General features: G+C 61.5%; 13 protein-coding genes and 1 pseudogene. 5 read left to right on the top strand and 9 right to left on the bottom strand.

Going from position 1 to position 26404, the window contains the following annotated elements; translation table 11 throughout:
• Positions 1-43: 43 nt before the first annotated feature.
• Together ASE04_RS26545 and ASE04_RS26540 are read left to right on the top strand one after the other, a co-directional pair.
• Complete coding sequence (locus tag ASE04_RS26545) at positions 44-376, top strand: ATP-binding cassette domain-containing protein (protein WP_274533907.1); 333 nt, start codon at positions 44-46, stop codon at positions 374-376.
• Between the two features lie 322 nt (positions 377-698).
• Complete coding sequence (locus ASE04_RS26540; RefSeq protein WP_056825802.1) at positions 699-2225, top strand: ABC-F family ATP-binding cassette domain-containing protein; 1527 nt, start codon at positions 699-701, stop codon at positions 2223-2225.
• Between the two features lies 1 nt (position 2226).
• Here the strand turns inward: ASE04_RS26540 and ASE04_RS26535 are convergent, their stop codons facing one another.
• The gene (locus ASE04_RS26535) at positions 2227-3471 is read right to left on the bottom strand and encodes an ABC transporter substrate-binding protein (protein WP_056825091.1); all 1245 of its coding nucleotides are present in this window, start codon (positions 3469-3471) and stop codon (positions 2227-2229) included.
• A gap of 331 nt (positions 3472-3802) precedes the next feature.
• Here ASE04_RS26535 and ASE04_RS26530 point away from each other — a divergent pair, with 331 nt between their 5' ends.
• Positions 3803-4657: a transglutaminase-like cysteine peptidase gene (locus tag ASE04_RS26530; protein WP_244490494.1), complete on the top strand. Its 855-nt coding sequence runs from the start codon at positions 3803-3805 to the stop codon at positions 4655-4657.
• A 138-nt stretch (positions 4658-4795) separates the two neighbouring features.
• On the top strand, positions 4796-5428 hold the full coding sequence (locus ASE04_RS26525) for a LysE family translocator (protein ID WP_056825800.1): 633 nt from the start codon (positions 4796-4798) through the stop codon (positions 5426-5428).
• Here ASE04_RS26525 and ASE04_RS26520 read toward each other — a convergent pair whose 3' ends face one another.
• Genes ASE04_RS26520 through ASE04_RS26505 form a run of 4 tightly spaced genes read right to left on the bottom strand, consistent with a single transcriptional unit; the run spans position 5429 to position 10918 of the window.
• Positions 5429-6088: a ribbon-helix-helix domain-containing protein gene (locus tag ASE04_RS26520; protein WP_056825086.1), complete on the bottom strand. Its 660-nt coding sequence runs from the start codon at positions 6086-6088 to the stop codon at positions 5429-5431.
• Entirely contained in the window at positions 6089-7378 is a 1290-nt protein-coding gene (locus ASE04_RS26515; RefSeq protein WP_056825083.1) for an HlyD family type I secretion periplasmic adaptor subunit, read from the bottom strand.
• Positions 7375-9537, bottom strand: a complete 2163-nt coding sequence (locus tag ASE04_RS26510) for a type I secretion system permease/ATPase (RefSeq protein ID WP_056825078.1) — start codon at positions 9535-9537, stop codon at positions 7375-7377. The genes ASE04_RS26515 and ASE04_RS26510 overlap by 4 nt, the downstream gene beginning before the upstream one ends.
• A 19-nt stretch (positions 9538-9556) precedes the next feature.
• A complete protein-coding gene (locus ASE04_RS26505) occupies positions 9557-10918 on the bottom strand; it encodes a TolC family outer membrane protein (protein WP_056825799.1) in 1362 nt (453 codons plus the stop codon).
• A gap of 316 nt (positions 10919-11234) precedes the next feature.
• Here ASE04_RS26505 and ASE04_RS31985 point away from each other — a divergent pair, with 316 nt between their 5' ends.
• Complete coding sequence (locus tag ASE04_RS31985; RefSeq protein WP_056825076.1) at positions 11235-11999, top strand: GGDEF domain-containing protein; 765 nt, start codon at positions 11235-11237, stop codon at positions 11997-11999.
• A 114-nt stretch (positions 12000-12113) separates the two neighbouring features.
• On the opposite strand, the gene ASE04_RS31980 is transcribed toward ASE04_RS31985, so the two are convergent.
• From ASE04_RS31980 to ASE04_RS26490, 4 genes and pseudogenes are all read right to left on the bottom strand, one after another.
• Positions 12114-16787, bottom strand: a complete 4674-nt coding sequence (locus ASE04_RS31980) for a beta strand repeat-containing protein (RefSeq protein ID WP_162260548.1) — start codon at positions 16785-16787, stop codon at positions 12114-12116.
• 38 nt (positions 16788-16825) lie between these two features.
• Positions 16826-17164, bottom strand: a pseudogene (locus ASE04_RS31975) (cadherin-like domain-containing protein); the annotation flags it as partial.
• Position 17165: 1 nt separating this feature from the next.
• On the bottom strand, positions 17166-17281 hold a 116-nt coding region (locus tag ASE04_RS32305; RefSeq protein ID WP_443216932.1), incomplete at its 3' end, for a cadherin-like domain-containing protein.
• Entirely contained in the window at positions 17278-26367 is a 9090-nt protein-coding gene (locus ASE04_RS26490) for a tandem-95 repeat protein (RefSeq protein ID WP_056825072.1), read from the bottom strand. The genes ASE04_RS32305 and ASE04_RS26490, both read right to left, overlap by 4 nt.
• Between the last annotated feature and the right edge of the window lie 37 nt (positions 26368-26404).

Genomic DNA, 26404 nt, shown 5'->3' with positions numbered 1-26404 from the left:
CTTGAGCGCCCGTGTGACCGCTCGGCAAGACCAAAGCAAGATCATGACCCTTATCAATATTCGCAATCTCGGCGTCACTCTCAGCGCGCCGCTTTTTGCCAAGCTCGACCTCGTCATCAACGCCGGCGATCGGCTTGGGCTCGTCGCTGCCAACGGGCGCGGCAAGTCCACGCTGTTGCGCTGCATTTCTGGTGCGCTCGAGGCTACCCAGGGCGACATCACGCGGGCTGACGATCGGGCTATGTCGAGCAGGACGTGCCGGAAAAGCTTGTGGATGTGCCGTTCCGCTGTCCTGCAGGCGCCGCCGGCCGACCAGCAGGCAAACGAGAGCTGGCGCGTCTATATCGTGCAAGCCGCGCGGCCGGCCAGCGTGTGACATAGCCGGTGCGATCGTCTCGATTGCGTTTTCACCTGCCCGATGGTATCCCGGTCAGGCACTCAAAGAGAAAGGAGGGTCGCGTGCAAAATTTCTATTTCCGGTTCTACCGGCAGCGTGGCCCAGTCAACGCCCTGCAGATGCGTTTGCAGGGCTGACCAGAGACCGTTTCTCAAGACTCTCTTCCTGGTCTGCCCCTCGTGGCAGCAGCTCGGGCATTACGCTCGTCTGCGACTAATCATCCCCGAGCTCCAAGCACACGGCGCGATGAAGGCTGCATGCCCTCGCCCGTGTGATCGCTCGGCAAGACCAGAGCAAGATCATGACCCTTATCAATATCCGCAATCTCGGCGTCACCCTCAGCGCGCCGCTTTTTGCCAAGCTCGACCTCGTCATCAATGCCGGCGACCGGCTTGGGCTCATCGCCGCCAACGGGCGCGGCAAGTCCACGCTGTTGCGCTGCATTTCCGGCACGCTCGAGGCAACCCAGGGCGACATCACGCGTTCGCGCGGACTGACGATCGGCTATGTCGAGCAGGACGTGCCGGCCAGGTTGCTCGACGTGCCGTTCCACGATGCCGTCCTGCAGGCACTACCGGCCGACCAGCAGACGAACGAGAGCTGGCGCGTCGATATCGTGCTGGATTCTCTTGATGTTCCCGAAGCGTTGCGCAGCCGCGCGGTCGGACAGCTCAGTGGCGGCTGGCAGCGGCTGGCGATGCTGGCGCGCACCTGGGTAACCGACCCCGATGCGCTGCTGCTCGACGAGCCGACCAACCACCTCGATCTCGGCAAGATCGCCGCGCTCGAAGGCTGGCTGAACGCGCTGCCGCGGGATGTGCCCGTCATCATCTCGAGCCATGACCGCGCCTTCCTCGATGCCGTCACAAACCGCACCATGTTCCTGCGGCCGGAACAATCGCAGGTCTTCTCCCTGCCTTACAGTCGGGCGCGGGCGGCGCTTGACGAGGCGGATGCGGCCGACAAGAAACGCTACGAACGCGACATGAAGACTGCCGAGCAGCTGCGCAAGCAGGCGGCGAAGCTCAACAATATCGGCATCAACTCCGGCAGCGACCTGCTTGTCGTCAAGACCAAGCAGCTCAAGCAACGCGCCGACAAGCTGGAGGATGCCGCCAAGCCTGCCCATCTCGAGCGATCCGCGGGTGCTATCCGGCTCGCCAACCGTGGCACTCATGCCAAGGTTCTGGTGACGCTCGACGATGCCGAGGTCCGCACGCCTGACGGAACGCCGCTGTTTCGAACCGGCAAGCAGTTCATCTGCCAGGGAGACCGGATCGTCCTGCTCGGCGAGAACGGTGCGGGCAAGTCGCGGCTGATCGCCATGCTTCGAAAGGCGATCGGCAACCCGGAGACTGTGCAGAACGGCATCAAGGCGACACCTTCGCTGGTGCTCGGCTACAGCGACCAGGCGCTTGCCGATCTCAAGGATGCCGATACGCCGATGGAGACGATCATTCATCGTTTCGATGTAGGCGATCAGCGGGCGCGGTCGTTACTGGCGGGCGCCGGCATGACGATCGAGATGCAGTCGCGTCCGGTCGGACGATTGTCAGGCGGCCAGAAGGCACGGCTCGGCATGCTGGTCCTGCGGCTGGCGGAGCCGAACTTCTACCTGCTCGACGAGCCAACCAACCATCTCGATATCGATGGGCAGGAAGCGCTGGAAGGCGAACTCATGGCGCATCAGGCAAGCTGCCTCGTCGTGTCGCACGACCGCAGCTTCGTTCGCGCGGTCGGCAACCGGTTCTGGCAGATCGAGCGCCGGCGGCTGGTCGAAGTGGAAAGTCCGGAGCCGTTCTTCGCCGCTGCCTACAGCGCGAGCTAGACTAGAACGAGGTCGGAGCGGCGGAGAGAAGGGTGAGCTTTCCGCCGCTGATCGTATAGAGGCTGAGGCGCCGTTCGACCTGGCCTGACGGTGTCAGGCGGAAGAGCCCGGTCACGCCCCGGAAACCGGTCTTGCTCGTCAAATTCTCCGCGTTCAGACTCGCGGGGCCTTTTGTGCGAATAATCCCCGATGCGATCGCCACGGCATCGTAGCCATAGGCGGCATCGGTGGACAGCGTGCGCTTGTAGTGTCGCTTATAGCGCTCGGCGATGAGCGAGGCGCCCTCCGGCTCGACCATCGCGATGACGGTGCCGTTCGCGGTCGGCTCCGCGTACGCCTGCGGCGGCCAGGCGCTGGTGCCGACAAAGGCCAGGTTCGATTGTCCACCCGCCTTGATCGCACCCTCGATCGTCGTGGTGATGGCGGTCCGGCCGAGGATCAGGACGGTATCGGCGCCCTGCAGCATCGGGCGGCTCTTCTGGACCGCGTCGGACGCGGCCGCGTCGGTCAGATCATAGCGCGTCATGCCGAGGAAGGTTCCACCGGCTGCACGGACCGTGTCTCCAAGCTTGATTTCGCTTGCCTGCGGAAAATCCTTCTGTGCGAAGGCGGCTACCTTCTTGTGACCGCTCGCGGACGCCGCGCGCAGGCCCTCCACGGCGCTGTCCATCTCGTCGGACACCAGATTGTAGACGTTGCCCGCCGTCGCCGGCACCGGCGCACCTAGATTGACCAGAGGCGGCCGCTGATCGGCAGGCATGGCGGCGATTGACGCGGTAACCTGAGGCGGAAGATAGCCGATGAGCAGCGCCGCGTTTCTGCTCTTGGCGGCAGCAACCGCCGACGATACGTTTGCAGCGCCGGACACATCGACCACCTTGACGAAGGCCTGATTGCCGCCGAGATCGCCGACGCTCAAGCCCGCCGCATCCCTGACATCACGCGAGGAACCCTCGAAGAGACCGCTGCCGCCCTTCTGCAGCAGCAACGTGATCTCGGCGCCGCTCTCGCCAAAGGATTCTTCGACATCGCTCGAGGGCGCTTTGATATCGTTGGTCTTGACGTTCTTGGCCACGCCATCCACATCGGATTGGCAGCCAGCCAGAGCACCGCAAACGACGAAAACCAGCGGCGCGATGAAGCGAGCGGTGAGCCGGAGGCTACCGACAGCACCGAGAGACAGAGCCTGCCGCGCCCGCTGTAAACCATGCGAGCCTTGCGCATGCCCGATCCGTTGCACCGTCACCGTTTCCCCCCGTGTCCGCAGCCTGTAAAACCGCGATTTTCTTGATCCCATATCTGCACAGGCCGCAAGGGAAAGCAAACCATTCACCCAAAGTTGGTTTATGCGTTCGCTAAAATTTTCTGCGTTTTCGAGCGGATAATTTCGTTCAAAGTTATCCAAGCTTCCACACCGCATATTTATGGCTGTTCCGTACATTTCTCTCAAACAGAGAGACATTGCGCCCATGAAAAAAAGAACAAAAATAGCGGCATCGGCATTTATTACATTGGCATCCGCATTTTATCCTTTTGTCGCCAACTCCACTCCCGCAACATTCCTTCCATCTTCTACGATGTCTGGCGGAATTTACTTATCTTATTCTTCCGTCAGCACGGTAGCAAATCTTTCGAAATTTGCCGGCGTTGGCGCCATCGGCGACCTGCTGAGCCTTGCTGGGCGCGGACTTGCGCAGACATTTACGGCAGCGCTCACTGAACCGGCACCGGCCGGATGGACCCGCGAAAGCGCGATTGCGCCGAAGCCTGCAGCGCGCCCGTCGATCGCGGCGGCGCCGCGCGATGGCGGCGTATTCGGTTCGGTCGCGATCCCCTTCAAGCGGCTTGCCGCGCTGAAGCGACTTGCGCCATCCCTTGAGGAGATGACCGACGGCACGGCGATCAGCTGCGATGCCGGCAAGTGCAGCAATGCCGCAGTGGTGATCAAGGCAGCCTTCACGAAGACCTCGCAGGCCTCGATCCGTGACAAGATGAATACCGTCAACAACACGGTCAACCACGCGATCCGCTACAAGCGCGATATCGAAACCTATAAGGTTGCCGACTACTGGGCGACGCCGACGGAGACCATCGCGCGCCAGCAGGGCGATTGCGAAGACTTCGCGATCCTGAAGATGGCGGCCCTGCATGCGGAGGGTGTCGATCTCAAGGATATGGCGATCGTCGTTCTGTTCGACCAAAAGCGGCACTTCTACCATGCCGTTCTTTCGGTCTCGGTCGAAGGCAACCGCTTCATCCTCGACAACATGCGCGACGAGGTGCTGCCGGATACGCGGCTGCCCGACTACATGCCGCTCTATTCGATCGCCGGCGGCAAGGGCTTCATCCACGGTTCGCGCGTCGGCGGCGGCCAGATGGCCTCGGCCATGCCGATCGAGAAGGTCGCACCCGGCGAAGGCGTTGCTTTCTGACGCGACAGGTTGAACGTCGACCATTCCGGATCGCCTGCACGGCGTCCGGATCGGCGATCAACAGTCTCTCCTTCGTCTGCTATGCAGATCAAGCGCGGCCTGATATCAACGGCTTAGCGCATGAATGGGGACGAACCGATGCCATCCGCCGAACTGCTGATCAGCTTCTTCATCACCACCACGCTGTTCGCCTACATGCCGGGGCCGGCCATGCTTTACGCGGCGGCCCAGACCATGGCGCGCGGACGACGTGCGGGTTTCATGGCGGCGCTCGGCATTCATCTCGGCTGCTATGTGCATGTCGCGGCCGCGGCCGCCGGTCTTTCGATCCTGTTTCACGCCGTGCCTGTTCTCTACATGGCGGTAAAGCTGGTCGGCGCCGCCTATCTCGTGTGGCTCGGCATCTCGCTGTTTCGCGGCAAGCAGGAAGGCGAAACCGTCCTTCCCGGTGCGGAGCCGAAATCCGGACGGCGGGCGCTGTTCGAGAGCTTCATGATCGACGTGCTGAACCCGAAAACGGCGATCTTCTTCTTCGCGTTCCTGCCGCAATTCATCGATGCATCGGCCAGCTTCCCGGTCTGGCTGCAGTTCGTCATCCTCGGCACCGTCGTCAACGTGATCTTTTCATCAGCGGATATCGTCTGCGTGTTCCTGGCCGGAGCCGTGATCGGCAGGCTGCGGCGCTCGACGTCGGCGCAGCGGCTGGTGCGGCGGTTGGGCGGCGCGACGCTCGTCGGCCTCGGCGCACATCTGGCGCTGCAGCGAAGCTAATCAGTAGCGGGAAATATAGCCGATCAGCATCGACTTCTCGTGCGTCGGCGCCAGGGCCAGGTTGATCTGGCCCTTCATCGTCTGCGTGCCGACAGTGATGGTGAAGCCCGTATTCAGGGTCTTGCCCTTGTTTCGCTCAAGCGTGGCAATCGCTTCGTCGATATGTGTGTCGATGGAGAAGCGCAGGCCCTTGGTCAGCTGCACGGTATCGGTCATCGGCAGGCGCTGGCGCAGCATCGACAGGAAGGGATCGTTGAAAAGCTGGATCTTCTTGTCATGCGTCAACAGGATCGTCGGAGACGGCGACGCCTGGATGATCGCATTGATGTTCGCCATCGACGAGATGTCTTCGACGGTATCGAGGCGACGCAGCGCCCATTTCAGGCTGAGAACACGCAGCAGCGACGCCAGATTGCCGGACTCCGGCATCTGTGACGCGGTGTAATGCACGAGATCGGCCGTGCTCATCTTGCCGACGGTCGACATGCGACCAAGACCATCCCAGTAAATCCGCTCCAGCCGAATGCCCCGACGTTCGCCGCCGCGACCGACCACCGCACGAAAACGCGGCTCGATCTCCTCCGCATCGATCGAGGGCAAAGGCTCCTCGATCGGCTCGAGATCGGACAGCGCGTCTGTGCGGGGCTTCACAATCAGCATCTATCGCTCCGTCAGCGCTTCGCTGCGCGCCTTGTTGATCGGCTTCATGAGATAGCTGAGAACGGTCTTGTTGCCCGTCATGATTTCGACGGAAGCGACCATGCCAGGGATAATGGGATAAGCCTTCCCGTTGCGCTGCAACTCGGAGCGATCGGTCTTGACCTGCACGAGGTAGTAGGTCTCGCCCTTTTCCTTCTCGACGAGGCTGTCGGCCGAGATGTTCTCGACGATGCCGTCGAGGCCGCCGAAGATCGAGAAGTCATAGGCCGTGATCTTGACGACGGCCGGCTGGCCACGACGAACGAAAGCCACGTCGCGCGGCGAGATCTTCGCCTCGATCAGCAGTGTGTCGGCGGTCGGGACGATGCCGGCGATGACCCGGCCCGGATCGACATAGCCACCGATCGTGTTGACTTCTAGGGTGTTGACGATGCCATCGACAGGCGAGCGAATATCCGTGCGCTTGACGCGATCGGATGCGCCGCGAATGGTCTCATCGACGACGGAAAGCTCGGCCAGAGCCTGGGCCTTATCGGTCAGCGCCTGCTGGCGAAGCTCCAGGGCCAGATCGCCGAGCTGAAGCTTGGCTTCCTGGACAGCGGCCTGCAGCCGGTCGAGGCTTTCCTGATAGACCTTGAGCTGGCCCTTCTGGTCCGTGAGGTCGCGCTCGGTTTTCAGAACCTCGGTCTCGGCAACCAACTTCTTCTTGGCCAGCGGGCTGATCAAATCGTATTGGCGCTGCGCACCATCGATGTTCTGCTCCAGTCGGTCGATATTCGCATGCGCTTCGGCGAGTTCGTTCTCGCGCTGACGCACGCGTTCCTGCAGCACGCCGAGCTTGTTCTTGTAGCTGGCGCGGTCCGCGGCGAAGAGCTGCGTTTCGTTGCTGCACACTTCCTTGGCGACCGCCAGGATCTCCTGCGGGCAGACGTAAGGTGCATCGTACTGGCCGGCTTCTTCAAGCTTCAACCGGGCGACCTTGGCACCGAGCGCCCTCGCCTTGGCAACGGATTCACCGAGCGACGAGGTCGTTGTCGTATTGTCGAGCTGGACGAGCAGCTGTCCCTTGCGGACGACCTGTCCGAGAACGACGGCGATCTGCTGAACCACACCCGGCTCGGAAGACTGGATGATCTGGGTCTTGGAGACCGGGATGACCTTGCCTTCGCCGCGCGCGATCTCGTTGACATCGGCGATCGCCGCCCAGGCCAGAAAGCTTGCAAAGACGAGCGATACGAGGGCGAGAATGCCGCGGGCCAGCAGTGGCGGATTGTCGTGCTGGTTGCTCATGACTGCACTCCCGCCGGCTTGCGCTGCATGGCTTCGATCACGGCCTGCTTCGGCCCGTCAGCGATGATCCGGCCCTTGTCGATCACGATCAGGCGGTCGACCAGTTCCAACATGCTGTAGCGGTGGGTCGCAATCAGCAGCGTCGTGTCGCGGCTGATCGCCTTCGACAGACGCAAGATCAGGTTCCGTTCGGTCGCGAGGTCCATCGCGCCGGAGGGTTCATCGAGAAAGATGATCTTCGGCCGGGTGAGGAGCAGACGGGCAATCGTCAGCGCCTGCTTCTGACCGCTTGAAAGGTTGGTCCCGCGCTCTCCGACCGGCATATCGAAGCCGCGCGGATGATTGCCGACGAATTCGTCGACGCCTGTCATGCGGGCGACCTCAAGCAATTCCTCGTCGGTCGCGTCGGCGCGACCGATCAGGAGATTTTCCTTCACCGTGCCCGAGAACAGGTCGGACGACTGGCCGGCAACCGCAACAGCGGAGCGAACCTCGGCCATGTGGTACTGGCGGATATCGACGCCATCGATCAGCACGCGACCGCCTGACGGAGCGAACAGACCATCCAGAAGCCGCCCGAGCGTCGTCTTGCCCGAGCCGATGCGGCCGATGATGCCGATACGCTCACCTGGCCGGACCGAGAAGGACAGCTTGTTGATGACAGGATAATCGGAACCCGGATACTGGAACGACACATCCTGGAAGCTGAAGGCGCCGCGGGTGATCTCGCGATTGACGAAACCGACCGTGGACGGACGATCGTCCGGCTGTTCCATGATCTTGTCGAGAATGCGCAGCGACATGGTGGCCTGGCGGAAACGAGCCAGCGTCATGGCAATCTGGCCGAGCGGCGCTCCGGCACGGCTCGCCAGCATCACGGTCGCGACGATCGCGCCCATGGCGATATGGCCCTCGGAAAACTCGTAGGTGCCGGCGATCACGATCAGGACGCTCACCATCTGCTGCACGAACATCGTCATGTTGATGGCATTGGTGGAGATATGCTTGATCTCTTCGCTGGTGCGGCTGGAATACTTGGTAAGTTCCTGCCAGCGGCGCAGCATGGTCGCTTCCGCACGCAGGCTCTTCAGCGTCTCGATCGTCGAAATTGTTTCGACGAGCAGCGACTGGCGGCGGGACGCCTCGTTGGCGGCCGTTGCCATGCGCTTGCCGATCGCCGCCTGGGCCCACAGCCCGATCGCAACCGAAAGGACGAAAGCGACCGCCGGGATGACGACCAGCCAGCCCGAGATCAGATAGATAACGGCCAGGAAAATGAAGACGAACAGGCTGTCGATCAACACGCCGATCGTGTTCGACGTGAAGAACTCGCGCACGAATTCATACTGCGTGATGCGGTTGGCATACTCGCCTGTTGACATCGGCCGCGATGCCAGCGTCGAATTCAGCACCTTGTCGAACAGCAGCTGCGAGAGGCGCAGGTCAGCCTTGCGGCCGGCGTAGTCGATCAGTGACGACCTTGCCGTTTTCAAAAGAAAATCAAAAATATAAGCCAGCGAAATGCCGGCGGCGAGAACCCACAGGGTGGAGACCGCCTTGTTCGGCAGAACGCGGTCGTAGACGTTCATCGTGAAGAGCGGCGAGCCGAGCGCGATGAGGTTGATGAACAGCGCCGCGACCATGACGCGGACGTAGGTTCGCCAGTAAGGCGTCAGCGTCGTTGCCAGCCAGTGGCGGCGCTCGATCTCGACGGCGTTGCCGACCAGGGCTTCTTCCGAAGCGTTCTGATAATAGAGCGTGAAGGCGAAAGCCAGTTGCGGACGAAGAGCCGCGAACTCCTCGCGGCTGATCCTGATCGCGGCTCCCGCGACCGGAACGATATCCGTCACGTAGGAGCCGTCTTCGGCAACCTCGAGAAGCGGCAGCACGCCGCCATCGGCGAACGCGACGATGGCCGGGCAATCGAAATTGCCCAGGCGACATTCGCGGTCCCCATGCTTGATGACCTGCAGGCCGATGCGCTCCGCAATGCGTTCGACATCGTCGCCATCAAGCGACTCGGTCACCTCGTCCGGAAGACCGGAAAAGAGGACCGTATCGGAGCTTGGTCGGCCATAGAACGCAGCCACGGATTTGAAAGCGGCTTTAAAGGTCTGGAGCGGTGTGCCGCTGGTCGTTTCAGGTGCTACGTTCAGCATTGTTCCATGGCCGTTTCGACTACTGCTGTCGAATTGGCGCTAGGAGATCCAGGGGCATGCCAGCCTTCTGATGAGAGTCGACTTCGGCATATCCGGGATTCGCCACGCCAGCGGGGACAACAAACTCTTCCCGCGCATAAGCCTTGCCCTGATCGACCGGCCTCAGCTTCATCGTCTGAAGCAGATTGCCGGAAGCGGCGAGGATCTTGTACTCGGCAAACAGCGAGGCAACGCGCGCCGTGTCTGCGAGGACCTTCGTATTGAACTTGGTGTTCTGTGCGTCCAGCACGTCGAGCAGCGAGCGCTGACCGACCTTGAACTGCTCGCGGTAGGAACCCACGAGCTGATCGTTGATCGAAGCCTGCTTGCCGAGGATGCCGGAAAGGTCGCTGCGGCTCGCACGCTCGTTCCAGGCGGAGCGAACCGATTCCTGAACCTCGCGCTGAACCTGCGCCAGCGCGTAACGCTGTTCGCCGGCACGACGGATCTGTTCCTGCTCGCGAGCAACGTCGATGCCGCCGCGATAGAGGTTCCAGCGGGCAACGACGCGGACCTGATAGTCGTTGGTGTTGCCTGAATCGCCGTCGATGTCGTCGCCGACGCGGGCCGTACCTTCGAGGTTGACCTTCGGCATGTAGTTGGCGCGCGCACCGCGCACACCTGCATCCGCCGCATCGACGTCGGCATTCGCCGAGTAGATGCGTGGGCTGTTCTTGTTGGCAACGAAGAGTGCATCGTCGAGCGTCTTCGGCACATACTTCGCCACCGAGGGCGGAGACTGCGGATTGGTGATCGGCTCGCCGACCGCCTTGAGGAAGCGGATCTTCGTCGCTTCGAGTTCTTCGAGCGCCTCGCGCATGCGGGCCTTGGCGGCCTGCAGACGTTCGCTACCCTGCAGGCGATCCGCATCGGTCAGGGCGCCGCCCTTGATGCTCTCGTTGATGTCGCCGACCATCGCGGTGTGGAAGGAGACGTTTTCCTTCGCAGCCGACACGATCTGGTTCTGCAGCATGTATTCGAGATAGTCCTGGGTTACTTCGAGCGCGAGCGCTTCGGAGCGTTCGAGGACCCGAAAGGAGGCGCCATCGACACGCGACGCCTGCTGATCGACCTGCGCCTTGCGGCTGCCGCCGTCGAACAGCGTCTGGGTGACCGTCACGCCGACATCGCCGGGCGACAAGTAATCATGATCGGACCGCAGTGCGCCTGAGCTTGCGTTGGAAAGTCTACGACGACCGATGCCTGCCTCGAGATCGACAGACGGCAAGTAAAGACCGCGCGCCTGGCGCAACTCAAATTCAACCGCTTCGCGATCTTTTGCTGCCTGCAAGATCTGCGGATTGGTCTTCATGGTCTTTTCGATTGCCTGCTGCAAAGACATGGCATTGGCATCGACGTAGAACGCAAAATTTAAAACAACAGTGGCAGACAAAGCTGCAATTATTCTTTTGCTATTAAACAAGACGGATGCCCCTCAACATCAAAATTCGACCGGTGTACCCGTATACCGAAGAATTAAATCCAGGGAACAAGTAACACCATTTTTTCCACATTCCAATTGCGGCACAGGTCCTTCCTACGGAGACAGTTAATTCTCCTCGTAAGGCCCCTAAAGCGAGAATTTTACAGGATTTTTTAATCCTGGATTTCCCCGGCTGTGATTATCTGGCCTTACTTCCAACGGGTTTAAAACCGCGATGATTTTTGGCCAGCGTTACTCATCCGCCACAATTACTTCTGCTCTTCGGATCGCCGCACTTGGCAGTGCCTGCTGTGCAGCAATTTCCGTCGGGGTTTTACTTATATTAAACCTTGCTGCGCCGGATCGACCATTTTTGGTAGGATTTGCAGGCGCGGCGCTAATTTCAGTTTTTGTTGCATTTCCGCTTCTAATTAAGCTGCAACTAAAAGGCGCAGAAACTCGCGTCCTTCAGGAAAAGCTGAATTTTGCCACGCGACACGACGCCGTGACCAAAACCTTGAACGGTACGGCCTTCGCCGCGGCCGTCGAACACTACATCGACAGGCGCAAGCGAATCGCCACGGATGCCGGTGGCGTGATGATCGCGGTCGTCATTGATTCGCTCGATGCGATCAGCCGCCGCTACGGCCCGCAGTGGGCCGATACGGTGATGCAGTCGCTCGCCGCCATCATCCAGTCCTCGGTTCGCAGCGGAGATCTGGTCGCTCGCATTGCCTCGAACGAGCTCGGCGTCTTCCTGCCGGGCGCCAGCGTGGAGAACGCCCAGGACGTCGGTACCCGTATCCGCAGGCGCGTTTCGGAAGCCGCCTTTACCGCCGGCGAAGCGCATCTGACGATCGACATCCGCCTCGGCGGCGCGATCTTCGAAGGACCGACTGATTTCAACCATATCCGTCAGCTCGCCGACGACATGGCCATGCAGCGCGGCGGCGCCGACGGCGACGAAGCTTTGCCGATCTCCAGGCTTCCGACCGCCTGAGAGCCGCTCCGAAGCCCGTCGGGGCGACGACGTACCAGTACACTCGTTGGAAACAGAAAGAGGCGCCGAAGCGCCTCTTTCGAGATTCTGGGACCGTCCGTTGCCTTCAGGCAATTAGCCGACGTGCGGCGCGGTGGTCGTGTCGTGCTTGTCGTCGAACAGGATCTTGACCGCTTCCGTGGTGTTCTGGAGAACCGCAACGTCGTGCCAGGCGCCGTTTGCGTTGACGCTGACCACGGTGTCGGCACCTGATACCGTCGTCTTGACGCTGGCAAGCGCCTCGGCTTCGGTTGCCTGGTGACCGAGCAGGCTGTCGAGAAGCTTCGACACATCGAGCGTGTCGCCTTCGCTGGCCTTGTAGTCGGTGATCACGTCGGCGAGCTTGACATCACCAAGTGCATCCGCGTCGAGAACGAAGGTATCAGCCCCTGCCCCGCCGGTGATGGTGAACATACCGCCGCTGCCGGCCAGCGTGTCGTCGCCGTCGCTGCCGATCAGCGCATGGACGCTGCTGCTGTCCGTGCTGCCGCCAAGCGTCGTGTCGAAGGCAACTTCGACGAAGTGGCCGGTGGAGCCGTCCGTCAGGGTGTAGCTGCCGTCCGCCAGGACCGACTGGCCGTTGATCGAGGTATCGGTCGCATGGGCATCCAGCGAGATGCTAGCGATCGAATGATCCGCGAGGCTCGAGAGCTCGCCGGCATCGGTGATGCCGTTGTGGTTCAGGTCCTGCCAGACGGTGAGCTTTGCAAAAGCCTCGTCATTGGCATCGATCTTGCCGTCGTGGTTGCTGTCGAGCGTCGCCAGCGCCGCCAGGCCATCGACATAGGTGCCACCGGCAAAGTGCGGCGAGAAGATCTCGGTGCCGTTGTCGATCGTCCCGTTGCCATCCACGTCGTAGGCAAGAATGCCATCCGTGCCCGCCGTCCAAGCGATCTGATCCTTGTGACCGTCGGCATTGATATCGAACTGGACGCCCTGGTCGAGCGCGGTCAGCGCGATGCCGTTATGGTCGAGGTCGAGGATGATCGGGTCGATGGCGAACGTGGTCGCCGAGCCCATGCTCGCATAGATGTTGGTAAGGGTGACGCCTGTGAGTTCGACCAGCGAACCGCCGGCACCGGCACCGGTCTGTTGATAGACGTAGGTGTTGCCCATCCCCGTGAAGGCAAGTGTAGCACCCGCATCGCCAATATCACTCGCCATGAGGTATTGGACGACGGCGGCCAGGCCCGACGTCGAGGTCACCGCCAGAGTTTGGGTAAAGTTGCCTTCGCCATAGAAGGTGGTCATTCCAGTATTGGTGTCGACCTTGTGTGATTCTACGTTGTCGTAATCTATAGTCAGCGTAGAGTCCTTGCCGTCCACCGAAGCAACGGCCTTAACCGGAGCCACAGAGAAGTCCAGTTTGTCGGCAGTGCCGCCTGCTCCCCAATCCGTGATCTTGTCGTAGCCGCTGATCGTGCCGTTTTCATTCCTTGTCCAAGGGAAGAGGCCACTCCCTTGCGCAGTCTCGGGCGTCGAGTCGCCCGCGGCGATCACGAAAGTATCGCGACCGGCTCCGCCCGTCAGTATGTCGCCGCCCGCACCTCCGACGATCCTGTCGTTACCAGAGCCGCCGGTGATCGTGTCAGCACCGGAAGTGCCGGTGATGGTGAGGCCTTCGGACTGATGCGACAGGTTCAGGATACCCGAGCTTGTCATTACCACATTCTCGACACGGACGAGCTGGGCGTCGTTGCTGTCCGTGAAGCCACCGGCGATCTTCAGCGTATCGACACCGTCACCGAGATCGATGGAGTTGAAGCCGGAGAGCGAGTTGCTGACCGTAACCGTGTCGACGCCGGTCGAACCCACCAGCTTGGCGGTTTCAACGCCGGCAAGCGCGGCAGCATCCGAGAGATCGCTCGTTCCGGCAACATTGACCGTCAGCGTATCGTTGCCACCCTTGAGGTCGATGCTGCCAAAGGCCGCATACTGCTGGGCGCTGAGCGTCAGGTTGTCGTCACCGGCCGAACCGGTGATCTTCTGCGTTTCGACGCTCGATATCGTCGGCGCGGAGGCGGAGAGATCCGTCGTGCCGCTTACGCTTACGGTCAGCGAGTCGCTGCCATTGCCGAGATTGATGGCCGAGAAGCCCAGGTACTGAGAAGCCGACATCGTAACACTATCACTGCTCGAGCTTCCGGTCAGCGTTTCGACGTTGCTGATCGTGCCGGTCGTGAAGTCGACGGTCACTCCGTTCTGCATGAGCGTGATCGTGTCGCTACCCGCTCCGCCATCGATCGTTTCACCGGCGACCCAATCGCCACTGGCCAGCTGGAAGTTATCGCTGCCCGCGCCACCCGAAAGCGTATCCGCGCCGCCGTTGCCGTCGAGCGTGTCGTCGCCGTCGCCACCAAACAGCCAGTCCGCAGCGGAGCCGCCCGTCAGTGTATCGTTTCCGCCGAAGCCATAGATGGCCGTCGAGGTGTCGGACGCCTTCAGCGAACTACCGGTGTTGTTGCTATTGTTGCCGAGGATGACGTTGACGATCCCATCGGACAGAGCCCCGTCGCTGACTGTCAGCGTGCCGCTGACAGCACTGGCCTGTGCCGTAGGCGTCAGGGTGTTGTCGCCGACATGGAGGCCGGGGTTGCTGCCGAATGCGGTGGCAAACGGCGAAGCAAGCGTGAAGCTCGAGCTGTCCGGATCCGTGAGGGTGAACTTGATGCCGCTTTCGCTGATGACGAGGTTCGAGACAACCGGAGCATCGTTGACCGCAGCCACCGAGATAGACACCGTGTCGGTATCGCTCATGGCGCCGCCGGAACCGTTGTGGCCGCCATCGTCGGTCTTCATCGTCAGGGTGTCGGCGCCGTTATAGTTCAGCTCGCCTTTGTAGGAGACGTTGCTGCCAGCGAGTGACGCATTGATCTGGGCAATGGTGCCGCTCAAGGTGACGGTACCGGTGCCGTTGCCGCTGATCGACGCGCCGCCGCCAACCGCGCCGAGCGTCAACGTGCCATGCAGCACAGAGAGCGTTGTCGTGACGATCGAGGAGCTGGCATCGACGTCGGCCACGGACAGGCCGGTGATCGACTTGCTGGTATCCTCGGTTGCAGCCACTGTCGCGCCAGGAACGGTATTGACCGGAGCATCGTTGACCGGCGTCACCGTGATCGAGACCGTGTCGGTGTCTGTCTTGACGCCGCCGGTACCCGTATTGCCGCCATCGCTGGTCGTCATCGTCAGCGTGTCGGAGCCGCTGTAGTTCAGCTCGCCCTTGTAGGAGACGTTGTTGCCGGCGAGTGTCGCATTGATCTGGGCAAGCGTACCGCTCAGCGTTACCGTGCCGGTTCCGCTGCCGATGACGGATGCACCGCCAAGTGCTGCAAGCGTAAGCGTGCCGTGCGTTACCGAAAGCGTCGTCGTCAGCGTCGAGGAGCCTGCATCCACGTCGGAGACGGAAAGCCCGGTGATGGCCGTGCTGGTCTCCTCCGCAGCCGTAACCGCGGAACCCGGAACCGTATTGACCGGCGCGTCGTTGACACCCGTCACGTGGACGGTCGTCGTCGCGATGTTCGAGTTCAGGCCGTCGTTGACGACAACCTGGAAGGTACGGTCAGCGCCGCTCGGGTTTTCCGAGCTGTTCGCAAAGCGGACGGCTTCGATCACAGCTTCGTAGGCAGCTTTCGTCGCCGAGCCTGTGAAGGTCACGGTGTTGCCGCTGATGCTATAGGTGATGCCGCCGATCGTGCCGTTGTTGGTAGCCTGGCCGGCGATCGAAAGCACGTCGCCCGCCTGGCCGTTGGTCAGCTTGACGGTGGCCGAGGTCATGTTGGCATCGGCATCGGCGATCACGGCGTTACCGACAACCGCGACGGCCGAGCCGCCTTCGGTGAAGGTCGGCGTCGTCGTGTAGGCGATCTTGACGTTGTCGACGTAGACAATGTCGCCGTTCTCGAGTTCGTCATTCGCGTAGAAGCGGATCGTGGTCGAGGACGAGATGTAGGCCGAGAGGTCGACGGTCACCGCCTTGAAGCTTGCGTCACTGATATTCTCGCCGCTGATCGTGGCTATCTCGACCCAGACGCCGTTGCTCTTCACCTGCACATGGACGGCATCGTCCGACTCCATGCTTTCCCGCTTGTAGTCGAAGGTGAGCGTCGCCTGGGTGGCGCCCGTAAGATCGACAGAGCGGTAGACATAATCGCCTTCGGTATCGACCTCGGAGTCGGTGTCGGAGAGAACAAGCACGCCACCATTCACCCGGACATCGCCGGTGGTCGCAGGATTGCCTTGGTTCTCGGCGTATTCGATCCAGTCCGTCTTCCAGTTCGCGGTACCGTCGTTGCCGTTATAGGCATTCTGGTTGAACTGATCGAGGACATAGGCACCGTTCGACAGCGTCAGAACCGGCGCAATGTTTTCCTGAACATCATTGACCGTGATGTTGAGCGTCTGAGTGTCGGTCTTGTTGCCGTCGGAAACCTGAACGATGACGTTGTAGATGTTGTTGGCGCCATTATCGAGCGGATGCTCGAAGTCCGGCGCATCCTTGAAGCTCAGGTTACCGGAGCTGTCGATCTGGAACAGATTCTTGTCGTCCCCGCCGACAATGGAATAGACGAGGTTTGCGGCCGGCGTGTCGACGTCGGTAGCCGTTACGGTTGTGACTGCGGTCGTGTTTTCGTCGATCGTAACCGCAGCCGTGTCGCCACCGCCGTTGGAGCTGATGACAGGCGCATCATTGACCGGCGTGATGTCGAGCGTTGCACTGCCCGCAACCGTCGTCGTGCCGTCGGACACCGTGTAGCTGAAGCTGACGGAGGTGTCGTCGTTGGCGCAACCGTCGTCGTGCCGTCGGACACCGTGTAGCTGAAGCTGACGGASGTGTCGTCGTTGGCTGCCGGCGTGAAGGTCCACGTGCCGTCGCCGTTGTCGTGCAGCGTGCCMGACGAAGCCGAAACGCCGCTGACCGAAAGCTCGTCGCCATCGACATCCGTCGCACCAGCCAGAAGCTGAGCCTGGGTGATCAGATGCGCACCGCTGTCTTCGGCAATCGCGTCAAGCGTCACCGGCGGAGCAACAGGCGCATCATTGACCGGCGTGATGTCGAGCGTTGCACTGCCCGCAACCGTCGTCGTGCCGTCGGACACCGTGTAGCTGAAGCTGACGGAGGTGTCNGCCGAAACGCCGCTGACCGAAAGCTCGTCGCCATCGACATCCGTCGCGCCAGCCAGAAGCTGAGCCTGGGTGATCAGATGCGCACCGCTGTCTTCGGCAATCGCGTCAAGCGTCACCGCGGAGCAACAGGCGCATCATTGACCGGCGTGATGTCGAGCGTTGCACTGCCCGCAACCGTCGTCGTGCCGTCGGACACCGTGTAGCTGAAGCTGACGGAGGTGTCGTCGTTGGCTGCCGGCGTGAAGGTCCACGTGCCGTCGCCGTTGTCGTGCAGCGTGCCAGACGAAGCCGAAACGCCGCTGACCGAAAGCTYGTCGCCATCGACATCCGTCGCGCCAGCCAGAAGCTGAGCCTGAGTGATCACATGCGCGCCGCTGTCTTCGGCAATCGCCTCAAGCGTCACCGGCGGAGCAACAGGCGCATCATTGACCGGCGTGATGTCGAGCGTTGCACTGCCGGCAACCGTCGTCGTGCCGTCGGACACCGTGTAGCTGAAGCTGACGGACGTGTCGTCGTTGGCTGCCGGCGTGAAGGTCCACGTGCCGTCGCCGTTATCGTGCAGCGTGCCAGACGAAGCCGAAACGCCGCTGACCGAAAGCTTGTCGCCATCGACATCCGTCGCGCCAGCCAGAAGCTGAGCCTGGGTGATCAGATGCGCACCGCTATCTTCAGCAATCGCCTCAAGCGTCACCGGCGGAGCAACAGGCGCATCATTGGTGCCGTGGATGACGACGGTGATGGCCGTCGGTGTCGCGGACGTGCCGTCGCTCACCTGCACCATATAGGTCACGGTAAGCGTCTGGCCCTTTGCCAGGAAATCGAGGTTCTGCGCGCCCGGCTCGTACTTCCAGTCGATGAACGAGAGACCGTTCGATACCGGCGCAGATCCGAAGGTCAGCGCTGCATTGTTGGTCAGCGCCGAAAGCAGGGCGGGATCGAGCGTGCCGCCGGACCAGACCGCCGTCGCACCGGTGACGGATGCCGTTTCGACATCGCCGATATCGAAATCGGCCACCATCAGCTGGCCGGTGACATGGACGGCCTGCGCGCTGGCGTCGGCCAGTTCGTCGACGTTGTTGATAGCGGAGATCACACCAACCAGCGGGATATTGTTGTCGCCGGTCACATGGATGGTGATGGTCGCGGTCGAGACTTCGCCCGAAGTATCCTTGATCGTGTAGGAGAAGACGTCATCGACCTGCTGGCCCTTGGTCAGCAGCTGCGCGGCAATTCCGTTGGCGGTGTAGCTGTAGCTGCCGTCCGACTTGATGACGAGGTCGCCATACTGGCCGTGGCTGGTCGTGCCGGCCGCATCGACGGCAACGGTCGTGCCGTTCGCGCCCTTGATGCCGCTGACGACGAGCTTGTCGCCGGCATCCGGGTCGGTGTCGTTGGCCAGGACATTGGTGCCGACGACAGACTTGTTCTCGATCACGCTCGCCTGGTCGTTGGCAGCAGTGGGTGCCTCGCTGACGTTGGTGACGGTGACGCTGATCGTCTGGACAGCGGAACCGCCGTTGCCGTCAGAAACGCTGACCTTCAGCTGGTAGCCGGTGCCGTGGTTCGTATCCTCGAAGTTCGGGGCGTCCTTGAAGCTGACCGCGCCGGTTGCCGCATCGATATTGAATTTCGAAGCGTCGCCGAAGCCGGAGACGATCGAGTAGATCGGCGTTCCGCCATCGACGTCCGTCGAGCTGACCGTCGTGACAGCCGTGGAATTTTCGGCAACGGTTGCCGAAATGGTGATGCCACCGACAAACACGGGGGCGTCGTTGACGGGGTTGACGTGGATAGTCACGGTCGAGCTGTCGGACAGCGCGCTGCCGGCGCCGTCATGACCGCCATCGTTGAAGGTAACCGTCGCGGTGCGATCGGCATTGGTCGGGTTTTCGGAGTCCGAGGCAAAGCCAAGGCTCTGCAGAACCGTCTTGACGTCGGCGGTATCGGAGTTGTTGTTGAGCGTGATCGTCAGCGAGGTCTGGCCGCTGCCGACGCCACCGCCGGTGACCGTGCCGACCGTCTGCCAGCCGCCGATCGGCCAGCTGCCGTGATAGACCTGGACACTGCCGTTGACGATCTGGACCGAAGAACCGGCCAGGACGACGAGCTTGTCGCCGGCGACCGTGTTGCTCAGCGAAACGGTGATCGAACCGCCGCTAAAGTTTGTCGGGTTGTCAGGATCGGTGAGACCTGCATTCGAAAGAAGCGCTACACCGCTGTTGTTCTCGGTGTAGGAGATGTCCTTTGCCTCAGGCGTCAGGACCGGCGCTTCGTTGACGTCGGTGACCTTGACGCTGATGATCTGGTAGTCGACGCCGCCGTTGCCGTCGGACACGGCAACCTTCAGCACGTAGGTGCTGCTGTGATTCGGGTCCTCGTAGTTCGGCGCGGTCTTGAAGCTGATGGCACCGGTTGCCGAATTGATGTTGAACTTGCTGTAGTCCGTGCCGATGGTATTGACGATCGAGTAGACCGGCGTGCCGCCGTCGACATCGGTCGAGCTGACCGTCGTGACAGCCGTGGAGTTTTCGGCAACCGAAACCGTGCGTATGTCGCCGCCGTCGAAGACCGGAGCATCGTTGACCGGGTTGACGTGGATGGTCACCGTCGAGCTGTCGGACAGCGCGCTGCCGGCACCGTCATGGCCGCCATCGTTGAAGGTGATCGTCGCGGTGCGATCGGCATTGGTCGGGTTTTCGGAGTCCGAGGCAAAGCCAAGGCTCTGCAGAACCGTCTTGACGTCGGCGGTATCGGAGTTGCTGTTGAGCGTGATCGTCAGCGAGGTCTGGCCGCTGCCGACGCCACCGCCGGTGACCGTGCCGACCGATTGCCAGCCACCGATCGGCCAGAAGCCGTGATAGACCTGCACGCTGCCGTTGACGATCTGGACCGACGAACCGTTCAGGATAACAAGCTTGTCGCCGGCGACCGTGTTGCTCAGCGAAACGGTGATCGAACCGCCACTGAAGTTGCTGGGGTTGTCAGGATCGGTAAGGCCGGCATTCGAAAGAAGCGCCACACCGCTGTTGTTTTCCGTGTAGGAGACGTCCTTTGCCTCCGGCGTCAGGACCGGCGCTTCGTTGACGTCGGTGACCTTGACGCTGATCGTCTGAATGGCGGAACCGCTATTGCCGTCGGACACGGAAACCTTCAGCACGTAGGTGCTATTGTGGTTCGGGTCCTCATAGTTCGGCGCGGTCTTGAAGGTGATGGCACCGGTTGCCGAATTGATGTTGAACTTGCTGTAGTCGGTACCGTTGGCGCTAACGATCGAGTAGATCGGCGTGCCGCCGTCGACATCGGTCGAGCTCACCGTCGTGACAGCAGTGGAGTTTTCAGCAACCGAAACGGTGCGCGCGTCGCCGCCGTCGAAGACCGGGGCGTCATTGGTGCCGTTGATTATGACCGTAACCGACGTCGTCGTGCCGTCTGCGGACGCTACGGAGAAGGTGTCGGTATAGGCCTTGCCGGCTTCGAACTCGTTATGAGCCGACGTCGCGCTGTAGTTCCACTTGCCGTCGGTGCCGATCGAGAACGTGCCGTAGGTGCCGGCGACATTGCTCTGCGCCACGAAGGTCTGTGGGCTGTCGACGTCCGTGATCGTCAGCTGGCCCGAGGTCTTGAGGTCGTTGGCGGAGTTGGTCTCCGTTAGTGTCTTGACAGCCGAGGAGAGCACGGCGGCATCGTTGGTGCCGGCGATGTTGACCGTGACCGAGGTCGTCGTGCCGTCGGCAGACGTTACCGTAAAGCTGTCGGTATAGGTCTTGCCGGCCTCGAATTCGTTGTGGGGCGAGCTGGCGTTGTAAGTCCAGGCGCCGTTTGCACCGATCGAGAAGGCGCCGTAGGTGCCGGCGACATTGTTCTGGACCACGAAGGTCGCAGGGCTGTCGACGTCGCTGATCGTAAGCTGGCCGGAGGTGCTGATCGCCGCGACGGTGTTGCCTTCGGTCAGGTTGACCGTTGCCGAGGACAGAATAGCCGGATCGTTGACCGGAGTGACATGGATGACAACGCTGGTGCTGTCGGAGAGCGAGCCGCCTGTGCCGGAATTGCCGCCGTCGTTAAAGGTAATCGTCGCGGTGCGATCGGCACCAGTCGGATTCTCAGAGGTCGACTGGTAAGCCAGCGCCTTGATGACGCTATCGACATCGCTGCCATGGGCATTGCTGTTCAGCGAGATCGTGACGTTCGTCGAGCCGTTGCCGCTGATCGTGCCGATCTTGTCGCCATTCACCCAGACATCATTGCCCGAGAGGACAATGCCGTTTCCGGTGACGAGCACCAGCTTGTCGCCGCTGACGGCGGTAGAGCCGAGCGTGGCGTTGATCGTGCCGCCATTGAAGTTCGACGGATTATCAGGGTCGGTGACGTGGGCGGTCGACAGCAGCTTCACCGCTGCCGAATTTTCGGTAAAGGCAATCTCCGCAGTGGCCGGCGAAAGCACCGGCGCCTCGTTGACGTTTGTTACCGTGACGTTGATCGTCTGGGTGTCGTAGCCGCCGTTGCCATCCGAGACGCGGACATCGACGACGTAGACGTTGTTGTGGTCCTGGCCGCCGACATCGTTCGGGTTTTCGTAGTCAGGCTTGTTGATGAAGCGCAGTTCGCCTGTCGCCGCATCAATGGTGAACTTGCCGTAGTCGGTGCCGTTGGTCTGGACGATCGAATAGGTGCGCGTATCGCCATCGACGTCGCTGGAAGTCACAGTCGTGACGGCATTGGTGTTTTCAGCGACGGAAACCGAGCGTTCGTCGCCGCCCGACAGGACCGGCGCGTCGTTCGAGCCGTTGACCGTGATGGTCGCGGTTGCGGTATCGAAGCCGCCATTGCCGTCGGAAACCTGGTAGCTGAAGGTGATCGTTGCCTTCTCGCCGACTCCAAGCGCCTTGAACGGATCTTCATTGCTATCGGACCACATCTGGACAGAGCCATTCTGGCCGACCGTGAGGTGAGCATCGCCGAAGGCCGTACGGATCTGATAGCCGCCGTTCTCCTGGCTGACATTGAAGCTGATGCCGCTGTCGGCAGAGGTCACCTTCACGTTCGAGATGCCGGAGACCTTCAGCTGGTCGCCATCGACGTCGCTGTCGTTGGTGCCCTGCGTCAGAACGTTGCCGACGTCGAGTCTGTGGAAGTAGGACGCGCCCTCGACACCGGATTCGGTGATGGAGAAGACATCGTCGGTCGCGACTGGCGCGTCGTTGGTACCGTTGACAACAATGCTGGCCGTTGCGGTGTCGAAGCCGCCGTTGCCGTCGGAGATCTGGTAGGTGAAGGAAATGGTCGCCTTCTCGCCGACGCCGAGCGCCTTGAACGGATCGGCGCCATTGTCGGACCACAGCTTGACGGTGCCGTCGGCGCTAACCGACATATGAGCATCGCCGAAGGCGGTGTGGATCTTGTAGCCGCCGGCTTCCTGGCTGACGGTGAAGTTGATGTTCTCCGCCGACGTTACCTTCACATTCGAGATGCTGTTGACGTGCAGGCTGTCGCCATCGACGTCGCTGTCATTGGTGCCCTGCGTCAGAACGTTACCAACCGTCAACTTGCCGGATGCGTACGCGTTCTCGATGCCGGATTCCGTTACCGAGAAGAGGTCGTTGGTGGCAACCGGCGCATCGTTCGAACCGTTGATGGTGATCGTCGCGGTTGCCGTATCGGTGCCGCCCTGGTGTCCGTCGGAGACCGTGTAGGTGAACTTGATCGTCGCGGTTTCTCCGACAGCCAGCGCCTTGAAGGGATCTTCGCCGTTGTCCGACCAGATGCGGACGGTGCCGTCCGAGGCGACCGACAGGTGGGCGTCACCATAGGCGGTGTGGATCTTGTAGCCGCCGTTCTCCTGCGTGCCGCTGAAGGTCGTGTTGCCGATCGTGATGACGACGTTGCCGATATTGCTGACCTTCAGGGTGTCGCCGACGTCTACGTCGGTATCCTGCGCCAGCACATTGCCGACGGTCAGCTTGTTGTTCCAGGAAGCATGCTCGATGTCAGCTTCGCTGATGGCCGTGAAGGTATCGTTGACTGCGACCGGACGGTCGTTGACGCCGTTGACCTGGACCGTGATGGTCTGCGTCGCCGTGCCGTCAGCGGAGACGACGGTCAGCTTTTCATTGAAGGTCTTGTCCTGACCGAGCGACTGCGCCTTGGCGTTGTCCAGCACGTAGGTCCACGCGCCGGTCGCCGTGTTGAAGGTGAATGTGCCATAGGTGCCTGCGAGCGAGGCGGGCGCCTGGAAATGGGCTTCGCCGTGGTCGACGTCGGTAACGGTCAGCGTACCGCTTGCTGTCAGGACGCTGGCATCTTCCGTGACGGCGCCTGTAACGGTTCCGGTGATCGTGGCGGCATCGTTCTCCCCGGTGACGGTGATCTGGTAGACGCCGGTCTTGCTGTCGCCGTCAGAGTCGGTGACGGTGAACGGGATGGTGATCGTGGCGATCTCGCCGGCGTTGAGCGACTGGACGTAGCTCGGGTCGATGACGATGTGGCCGTTTACGTAGGAGTAGGCCTTTTCCGGCAGTGCTAGCGCGATGCCGCCAGCCGAGGCCACCGTCGCGGCACCCAGCGCTACCGCGCCCTTGCCGTCGGCGCCGAAGGAGAACTGCTTGCCGTCGGCCAACTCGAAGGAGAAGGCATTGGAGTTTTCGAGAATCGCGGCCTTGAAGACCGGAACGTTTGCGCTTTCGGTCAGGCTGATGTTGGCAAGGTAGCTGCCGGTGTAGTCGGACGTTCCGACTTCCTGGAAGGTCAGCTGGTTGTTGCCGGTCGCGGATGCGAAGAGACCTTCGATCTTGACCAGCGTCATCGCGGAGGGCTGGTCGAATGTGCCGACGAGTTCACCGTTCCAATAGACCAGCAGCTTGGAAGAGGCTGGATCCGGAGAACCGACTTCGAAGCTCAATGTCAGCGGCTCGCCGGCCTTCAGGCCGACAATGTCCTGCGAGATCGTGGTGTTGCCGGGCGAAGAGCCCATGTCGACCATCGGCGCACCGTTGGAGGTGTGCATGCCAAGATAGCCATCGCTGACGCGCTCGAGCTGTACGCTGCCCGTACCATCGACCTTCCAGCCGATGCCACCGGTTGCCGAGCCGGCGTAACCGCCGTTGTCCCAGCTCTGCGACTGCCAGCCGTCATCCTTGAAATTGCCGTTGGCGAGCAGGTTTATTGCTTGCGCGGAACCATTGATCGTCGGCTTGTCGTCGATGATGTCAATCTGGAGCGTGCCATCGTTCCAAGCGGTCTTGTCGCCGTCGCCATCCGTGACAATGAAATCAAACACGAGACGCAGCGCGTCGCTGTCGGAGGCGTGGTCGATGGATGAAAACTGCGTGTACTTGTAGTCACCCGATTGCTGATCGACCGTCAGCGTGAAGACGAGCGTATCGCCCGCATGTGCCGTTACGGTGATCTCACCGTTCACAATTGTGGTTTCGTAAGTCAGTGCGACGTCATGCGACTTCAGAGCCGGGAAGTCTTCGTCAGGTGTCCCACGATGCTCAATCGCGTTGCGGAACACCAGATCACTGACCTGGCCGCCATCCGCGCCGGTTTTGAAGTCTAGCTGTCCGGTCGCGGACTGCTCGGCAAAAGCACCATCCGCGCCGTGCTCGGTAATAGTGCTGGTGCCGGAATAATCGGCGGTCGGGACGTCATCCTTGACGGTGACGGTGAAGTCGACCGGTACGGTGTCGCCGTCGGCGTCCTTGGCGGTCGCCGTGAAATGGAGGCCGAGCTGTTCGTCCGTCGAAATGGTCTCGGCGAGCGGCTGGATTTCGCCTTCGCCGCCCTCAGAACCCTTGGTCTGCGGATGATCGATGCTCTGCAGCAGTTCGAAGGTGTAGGAACCGTTCGGGGCAGCCGGATTGAGCGTTGCGACGAAGACGTCGACGCGATCTGCGCCGGTGGCGGAGCCGGTGTAGCCGGTCAGCGTGTGGCCGTCGGCGGAAATCTCGTAGTGGATGGCGGCGCCGTGTGACTTCAGGCCTTCAGGTGCTGCCTGCTTGTCGAATGTGAGATCGCGGCCGGTGCCGTTGTCGGCGCCCCACTGAACGCCAAGCGAACCCTGAACCGTCGGATGGCCTTCGCCCGACAGGTTGCTCTCGCTGATGCTGCTGGCATTGTTCTCGGTGTTGACGGTCGGAGCGTCGTCGCGGACGTCGACCGAGCCGATACCGGTGACGCTATCGCCGTCCTTGTCGGTGACGGTGTAGCTGAACTGCAGACGCAGCACGTCGTCGATGCCGGCTTCGCCCTTGTCGGGATGATCGATCGGAGCGAACTGGCTGAAGGTGTAGGCGCCGGTCTGGGTGTTGGTGACGGTCAGGGTGAAGACCGTATGGCCATCGACGGTGCCGGTGATCGTCAGACCGTCGACGGTGATGACGACAGGCTTGCCGTCGGAGGTCAGGTCGACGTGCGTGCCGGTCTGCGTGCCTTCCTGCATGTTCAGGGAGTCGGAGAAGCCGACGGCGGAAATAATGCCGCCATCCTTGCCCGGAATGAAACCGAACTGGCCGTTGACGACCTGCGGCTGGAAGCCACCTTCGTTGCCGGCGATTTCCGTAACGCTCAGCAGGCTGCTGGTGGTGATGACGGGGACGCCGTTGCGTTCGTCGGGCGTGCTCTCCGGGCTGACGTCAGGCTGCTGCGTGTCGGCCAGCAGGCTTGCCAGCTGCGTCGGGTCGTTGGGGTCGGGCTGCATCGCGTCCTGGAACTCGGCACCGGAGCTCGAGGGCGAGGAGCTTGCGGAGTAGGAACCGTCAGGGCCTGCCGCGACGTTGATGTTGCTCTCTTCAAGAGCGGCGATCACGGCCTGCTGCGGAAGCTGAACTTCGCCGATCAGGAAGGTCGGAACGTGGAGCGCGCCGTTGACGATGACGATCTCGGTGCCGTCAGCCTGGACCAGTACCAGATTGCTACCCTCGACGCGGATGTCGTCGATCGAGGCGCCGGTCGGAAGATGCGCGATGTTGTTCTGATCCGGAACGACCTCGTTGGCGGCGGGAGCGGCGGAAGCGCTCTCCTGGGCCGGTACGCGGTCGGTCTTTGCAGCCTGATCTGCCGGCTGGCCGCCATCGGCCTGCGCCACCTCTACGCCCTGCTGGGCGGAGGTCTGAAACGCTGCGTCTGCATGAATATCGGAAATGAAGTCGTGCGAAGCGTTTTCGCCGTCAACTGCTGCAATGCGCGGATCTTCGATAGACATACAAAATACCCCAATGAGAAACTGGGGCCAATCAATT

It is taken from the genome of Rhizobium sp. Root708 (assembly GCF_001429725.1).
Lineage (GTDB): Bacteria > Pseudomonadota > Alphaproteobacteria > Rhizobiales > Rhizobiaceae > Rhizobium.
The sequence above is the reverse complement of the archived record's forward strand: the minus strand, read 5'-3'. Positions and strand labels throughout refer to the sequence as shown.